The following is a 6,171-nucleotide window of genomic DNA, read 5'->3' on the forward strand; positions in this document are numbered from 1 at the left end:
CGGGCGGCGGGGTGAGCACGGTTTCGAGCGTGATGCGGTCGCGGCTGACGTAGCCCTTGTCGCGCAGGACCGGGTCGATGAGGTGATAGCGGGTATCCGCCTCGTTCATGCTCCTGCAGCCCCTCCGGATGGCGGGTCCTTGCCTTCGTCCGCGCCCCCGGCGCGCACCCAGTCGTCCACTTCAGACAGCTTGAACTTCCACAGCCGCCCGACGCGGTGCGCTGGCAGCCCCCGGTGCTCGCGCCAGCGATACACGGTGTCCTTGGCCACGCCCAGGTGCTGGGAGACCTGCTCGACGGAAACCCACGGTTCTGTGGACATGGTGTCCGCGATTGCCAATTGGAAGCGCCTCAAGTGGATTAAACCGGATGAAAGTCTAGCAGTGCAAAGATGCGTTCCCAAGCTTGTGCAAGCCGCTGCAACGCGCCACATCCGCGTGCTCTTGCCAAACAGGCTTTCCACGAGGTCGACTGCCAGCACGGCGGTCTGGTTACGCAGGGCGAGCGCCGGGTTGAGTTCGACGATATCGAGCGAGCCGAGCAGGCTGCGGCCGCATGAGCCTTCCGCGCGGTCGCTTTTTCAACCCGGATTGTTCATTAGGACGCACGAAGATGGCGCGGCGGTTTGCGCGTGGATTCGCGCACGGGGGAGGAGCCAATAGCCGAGGCTATTGGCGACGAGCACGGGGGCGAAGACGCCGCAAAGCGACCGCCAGGGCGTGCGTAGGCCCGCAGGGCCGCCTAACGGACAATCTGGGTTCAAGCGTTTTTACCGATAGCCCGGCGTGAAATGCTGCTTCTTTGCTCTTATTTTGGTAGTCACGGCAGCGCATCCCACACCAGCTTGACCCCGGTGAGCGCCATGCCCGCGAGCACGAGGCGGTAGAACAGTGTCGCGTCGATGCGCCGCGCAATCCGCACCCCGGCCCACACGCCCAAGGGCGCGAACGGCAGCAGCACCAGCGCGGTCGAGAGCAAGCGCGCGTCGAACAGGCCCAGCATCGCGTATGGAACCCATTTCGAAAGGTTGATGACGAAAAAGAAGTAAGCCATCGTCCCGGTGAAGCGCACGGGCGAGAGCTTGAGCGGAATGACGTAGGCATTGATCGGCGGCCCGCCCGCATGGGCGATGAAGCTCGTGAAGCCCGAGGTCGCTGCCAACAGCGCACCCACCCAACGCGGCGGCGGGGGCTGCTGCGGCCGCGGCGGGAACAACAGCCGCTGCGCGACGAACACCAGCGTCGCCACGCCCACGATGCCGGCGACCCAACGAGGCGACAGCCCTTGAAACAACATGGCGCCGACGACGATTCCCAAGAGGCCAAACGGCAGCAGAAAGCGCAGCAGCTTTGCGTCGAAGTCTTTGCGGAATACCGCCATGCCCAACAGATCCATGACCAGCAGTACCGGCATCAACATCGCCGCGGCCTCGGGCACGGTCACGACCAGGGCCATCATCGGCACCGCCAGCGAACCAAAGCCCGCGCCAAAGCCGCTCTTGCTGAGGCCCAGCAGCAACACCGCCGGGATGGAGAAGGCGTAGAACACGGGATCAGTGATGGGTTGGAACGGCATCCGAGGGCCTGTCAGCAGGGGGCGGGTTTCTGGAACGCGACGATACACGCGACCGCCCGCTGGCGTCGGCTCGGCCGCGGCGGGCCAGCGGCGACAATCGCACCATGAATCCGAACCTCCAACATTGGGGCGAAGAGCTGCGCCTGCTGGTGGAATGGCTGGCGACGGCGGCGTTTGCGCTCTCGGGCATCCTCGAAGCCGCCCGCAAGCGACTCGACGCGGTGGGCGTGTGCGTGGTGGCTTTCCTCGCGGCCTTTGGCGGCGGGACGCTGCGCGACCTGCTGCTCGACCAGCGACCTTTTTTCTGGGTGGCCCATGTCGAGGTGCTGTGGGCGGTGCTGGCGCTGGCCGTTGCAGCCATGCTGTGGCTGCGCCACCAACATCTGGAACCCACCGAACGCGCGATCCAGTGGCCCGACGCACTGGGCCTGGGGCTGTTCACCGCGGCGGGCACGCACCGCGCACTGCTCGAAGGCATGCCCGCGCTCGTCGCCGTGCTCATGGGCGTGCTGACCGCCGTTTTTGGCGGCGTACTGCGCGACGTGGTCTGCAACGAAATCCCGAACGCCTTCCGCGACCACCGGCCGTATGCCGTGTGCGCGTTCGCCGGCGGCTGGGTCTATGTAGGACTGTGGCGCTTCGATGCGCCCGGCTGGGCCGCCTTGACGGCCTGCGTGCTCGTCACGGCAGGCCTGCGCGGCCTCGCCCTATGGCGCAACTGGCGGCTGCCGCAATGGCAGCCTTGAGGCAAGGCTGATGACGGCCTGAGCTCGGAAAACCGCTCACACCCGCTCGAGCACCACCGCAATCCCCTGCCCCACGCCGATGCACATGGTGCACAGCGCGTAGCGGCCGCCAGTGGCGTGCAAGCGGTTGACCGCCGTCGTCGCCAGCCGCGCGCCGCTCGCCCCCAGCGGGTGACCGAGCGCAATCGCCCCACCCCAAGCATTGACGCGGGCGTCGTCGTCGGCCAGGCCCAACAGGCGCAGCACGGCGAGCCCCTGCGCGGCGAAGGCTTCGTTGAGTTCGATGACGTCGATCTGGTCAAGCGTGAGCCCGGTGAGTGCCAGCACCTTCTGCGTGGCCGGCGCCGGCCCGATGCCCATGATGCGCGGCGGCACACCCGCACAGGCCATGCCGACCACCCGCGCCTTCGGGCTCAGGCCGTACCGGGCCGCCGTGGCTTCGTCGGCCAGCAAGAGCGCGCAGGCGCCGTCGTTGACGCCGCTGGCATTGCCCGCCGTCACCGTGCCATCGGGCCGCACCACCCCCTTGAGTCGGGCCAGCGCCTCGAGGCTGGTTTCCCGCGGATGTTCATCGGTGTCGACCACGACCGCGTCGCCCTTTTTCTGCGGAATCGTCACGGGACAGATTTCGCGCGCCAGGTGCCCGGCTTTTTGCGCTGCGACCGCCTTGAGTTGGCTCGCCAAGGCCATGCGGTCCTGCGCCTCGCGCTCGATGCCAAACTCGGCGGCGACGTTCTCGGCCGTCTCGGGCATCGAGTCGACGCCGTATTTTTCCTTCATCAAGCGGTTCACGAAACGCCAGCCGATGGTGGTGTCGTAAATGGCTGCGGCGCGACTGAACGCCGCTTCGGCCTTGGGCATCACGAAGGGCGCGCGGCTCATGCTCTCCACGCCGCCGGCGATCATCAGGCTGGCTTCGCCCGCGCGGATGGCCCGCGCGGCGGTCCCGAGTGCGTCGAGCCCCGAGCCACACAGGCGGTTGATGGTGGCACCAGGCACCTCGGGCGGCAAGCCCGCGAGCAGGCTGGCCATGCGCGCGACGTTGCGGTTGTCTTCGCCGGCTTGATTGGCGCAGCCGTAGAGCACATCGCTGACGGCCTGCCAGTCGACTTTCGGATTGCGCGCCATCAAGGCCTGGATGGGAATGGCACCGAGATCGTCGGTGCGCACGCTGCTGAGCGCGCCGCCATAGCGGCCGATGGGGGTGCGGATGGCGTCGCAGATGAAGGCAGTGTTCATAAGGTCTCCTCCAGTCGTCAGATGCCGCAACTGTACCCGCGCCACGCCGCAGCCCGACGCTGCGCGACAATCGCAGCCATGCTGATTCAACCCTCCCAGGCCGATGTGCGGCGCTTTTTTTGCGGGGTCTATGCCAAACAACGCTCGGGCGAGCCGATGGAAGCCATTGAGACGCTGGCGGGGCTGTGGATCGATGAACACCCCGAATACCACGCGACGCTCGCCGATGTCGATGCCGCCCTCGCTGCCATGCACGACGCCACCCCCGCGCGCGAGAACCCCTTTTTGCATCTATCCATGCACCTGTCGATCAGCGAACAGTGCAGCATCGACCAGCCGCGCGGCATCCGCCAAGCGGTCGAACTGCTGGCGGCGCGCCGCGGCAGCCTGCATGAAGCGCACCACGAGGTCATGGACTGCCTCGGCCGCATGATCTGGGAAAGCCAACGCGCCGGGCGCATGCCCGACGGCGCAGCCTATGTGGATTGCGTGCAACGGCGTGCCACGGCGGACTAAAGCTGTTTATGCTACGTTTTCAATAGCGCATAACGCCCGGTTCCCGCCGGCGTTCTGGCGTTTTCGTTCGCAAACCCACCGACCGGGCACAAAAAAACCCGCCGCCGCGGGTTTTTTTGCTGGCGCATGCCGATCAGCGGCGGAAGCGCGGCTCGGGCTGGGTCTTGAGTTCGCTGTCGAGCTTGCTGATGTAGCCGGCGAGCGCCTTGAGTTCGCCCAACTCGAACTGCTTGGCAATGCCGCCCATGACGGCGTTGCTCCGACCCCAGGTGGCATGGGTGTCGTCCTTGTAGGACTTGAGCGCCACGTAGAGATAGTCGGCCGGCTGGCCCGCGATCTTGGGATAGCTCGGGTCGATGGGCTTGGAGAGGTTCGCGCCGTGGCAAGATGCGCACGCCCCCTTGGCCAGCAATTCCGCCACCTTCGCGTCGGGCTGAACGCGAGGCTGTTCCGGCGCAATGGGGAACGGAGCGCCATTCTGCGCGTAGAAGGCTGCCAGGTCGGCCATGTCCTGCTCGGTGAGGCTGGCCGCAATGCCGCGCATCGTCGGATTGTGACGCTCGCCCTTTTGGTAAGCGCGCAGCGCAGCCTCGATGTACTTGGCATTCTGGCCCGAAATCATGGGCACGCGGTAGACCTCGGGGAAGGTGGCTTTGTAGCCGACAATCCCGTGGCAGCCGATGCACATTTCGGCTTTCTTCGCGCCGGCTTCGGCGTTGCCGGAAACCTCTTGGGCGTGGGCTGAAAAAGACGTCACGAACGCGACAGAGAGGGCGGCTACCGAAGTCAGCAGAAGGTTCATTTTGCGCGCAGAATCGTTCGAGGTTTGATAAATATCAACGCTGGATTATATCGACCGACTCACGCGCTACGGCATCCGCGTTTTCCACTACGACACCGCTTGCATCCATGAAATTCAAAGGCAGTTCCAACTACGTCGCCACGCAAGACCTCATGCTGGCCGTCAACGCCGCCATCACGCTGAAGCGCCCGCTGCTGGTCAAGGGCGAGCCCGGCACCGGCAAGACCATGCTGGCCGAGGAAGTCGCCGCTGCGCTGAACCTGCCGCTGCTGCAGTGGCACATCAAGAGCACCACCAAGGCCCAGCAAGGGCTCTACGAATACGACGCAGTGAGCCGCCTGCGCGACAGCCAACTCGGCGACGAGCGGGTGAAAGACATCCACAACTACATCGTCAAGGGCGTGCTCTGGCAGGCCTTCGTGTCCGAGCAGCCGGTGGCACTCCTGATCGACGAGATCGACAAAGCCGACATCGAATTCCCGAACGACCTCCTGCGCGAACTCGACCGCATGGAGTTTTACTGTTACGAGACCCGCGAGATGATCCGCGCCCGGCACCGCCCGCTGGTGTTCATCACCTCGAACAACGAAAAAGAGCTGCCCGACGCCTTCCTGCGCCGCTGCTTCTTCCACTACATCAAGTTCCCCGACGCCGACACCATGCGGCAAATCGTCGACGTGCACTTCCCTGGCCTCAAGCGCGAACTGCTCACCGCCGCCATGAAGACCTTCTACGACGTGCGCAACCTGCCCGGCCTGAAGAAAAAACCCTCGACCAGCGAACTGCTCGATTGGCTCAAGCTGCTGGTGGCCGAGGACATTCCGACCGAAGCCCTGCACAGCGCCGACGGCAAGGTCAGCGTGCCGCCGCTGGTGGGCGCTTTGCTCAAGAACGAGCAGGACGTCACGCTGTTCGAGAAACTCGTGTTCATGAACCAGAGGAACCGATGAACGAGGGCACGAAGCGCTGGGTCGAGCCGGTGGTGCTGTGCGACCGCGGCATCCGCCTCGAGCCGCTCGAGCGGGCGCACGAAGCGGGTTTGCGCGCGGCCGCGGCCGACGGCGCGCTGTGGAACTTGCGCGTCACTTCGGTGCCAGAGCCCGAGCAGACCGCTGCCTACATCGAAACCGCCCTCGCCCAGCGCGCCGAAGGCAGCCGCCTTGCCTTCGCGGTGGTGGACGAGGCCAGCGGCCAGGTGCTCGGCAGCACAAGTTACCACGACATCCTGCCGGCCGTGAAGCGGCTGGAAATCGGCTGGACCTGGTACGCGCAGCGGGTGCAGCGCACCCATGTC

General features: G+C 65.7%; 8 protein-coding genes and 1 pseudogene. 4 read left to right on the forward strand and 5 right to left on the reverse strand.

Annotated elements, in window-relative coordinates; all coding sequences use genetic code 11:
* Window positions 1-105: 105 nt before the first annotated feature.
* The 3 genes and pseudogenes from JHC36_RS01595 to JHC36_RS01605 all read right to left on the reverse strand — a co-directional run bounded on the left by JHC36_RS01595 (window position 106) and on the right by JHC36_RS01605 (window position 1,574).
* Window positions 106-321 carry a helix-turn-helix domain-containing protein gene (locus JHC36_RS01595; RefSeq protein WP_287915011.1) on the reverse strand — a complete coding sequence of 72 codons (216 nt, stop codon included), beginning with the start codon at window positions 319-321 and terminating at the stop codon, window positions 106-108.
* Between the two features lie 108 nt (window positions 322-429).
* A pseudogene (locus JHC36_RS01600) lies at window positions 430-540 on the reverse strand (arginase family protein); the annotation flags it as partial.
* A gap of 278 nt (window positions 541-818) precedes the next feature.
* Window positions 819-1,574: a sulfite exporter TauE/SafE family protein gene (locus JHC36_RS01605; protein ID WP_287915014.1), complete on the reverse strand. Its 756-nt coding sequence runs from the start codon at window positions 1,572-1,574 to the stop codon at window positions 819-821.
* Between the two features lie 104 nt (window positions 1,575-1,678).
* Here JHC36_RS01605 and JHC36_RS01610 point away from each other — a divergent pair, with 104 nt between their 5' ends.
* The gene (locus JHC36_RS01610) at window positions 1,679-2,320 is read left to right on the forward strand and encodes a trimeric intracellular cation channel family protein (RefSeq protein ID WP_287915017.1); all 642 of its coding nucleotides are present in this window, start codon (window positions 1,679-1,681) and stop codon (window positions 2,318-2,320) included.
* Window positions 2,321-2,356: 36 nt separating this feature from the next.
* Here the strand turns inward: JHC36_RS01610 and pcaF are convergent, their stop codons facing one another.
* Complete coding sequence (gene pcaF, locus JHC36_RS01615) at window positions 2,357-3,559, reverse strand: 3-oxoadipyl-CoA thiolase (RefSeq protein ID WP_287915019.1); 1,203 nt, start codon at window positions 3,557-3,559, stop codon at window positions 2,357-2,359.
* A gap of 81 nt (window positions 3,560-3,640) precedes the next feature.
* Here pcaF and JHC36_RS01620 point away from each other — a divergent pair, with 81 nt between their 5' ends.
* Window positions 3,641-4,075 carry a DUF1841 family protein gene (locus JHC36_RS01620; protein ID WP_287915027.1) on the forward strand — a complete coding sequence of 145 codons (435 nt, stop codon included), beginning with the start codon at window positions 3,641-3,643 and terminating at the stop codon, window positions 4,073-4,075.
* A gap of 133 nt (window positions 4,076-4,208) precedes the next feature.
* Here the strand turns inward: JHC36_RS01620 and JHC36_RS01625 are convergent, their stop codons facing one another.
* The gene (locus JHC36_RS01625) at window positions 4,209-4,877 is read right to left on the reverse strand and encodes a c-type cytochrome (RefSeq protein WP_287915022.1); all 669 of its coding nucleotides are present in this window, start codon (window positions 4,875-4,877) and stop codon (window positions 4,209-4,211) included.
* A gap of 107 nt (window positions 4,878-4,984) precedes the next feature.
* Between JHC36_RS01625 and JHC36_RS01630 the strand changes: the two genes are divergently transcribed.
* Together JHC36_RS01630 and JHC36_RS01635 are read left to right on the forward strand one after the other, a co-directional pair.
* Window positions 4,985-5,827, forward strand: coding sequence for an AAA family ATPase (locus tag JHC36_RS01630; protein ID WP_124222207.1), 843 nt, complete (start codon window positions 4,985-4,987; stop codon window positions 5,825-5,827).
* The coding region (locus JHC36_RS01635; protein ID WP_287915024.1) for a GNAT family N-acetyltransferase at window positions 5,824-6,171 on the forward strand (348 nt) is incomplete at its 3' end. The genes JHC36_RS01630 and JHC36_RS01635, both read left to right, overlap by 4 nt.

The organism is Tibeticola sp. (assembly GCF_022759015.1).
In the GTDB taxonomy this organism is placed as follows: domain Bacteria; phylum Pseudomonadota; class Gammaproteobacteria; order Burkholderiales; family Burkholderiaceae_C; genus Tibeticola; species Tibeticola sediminis.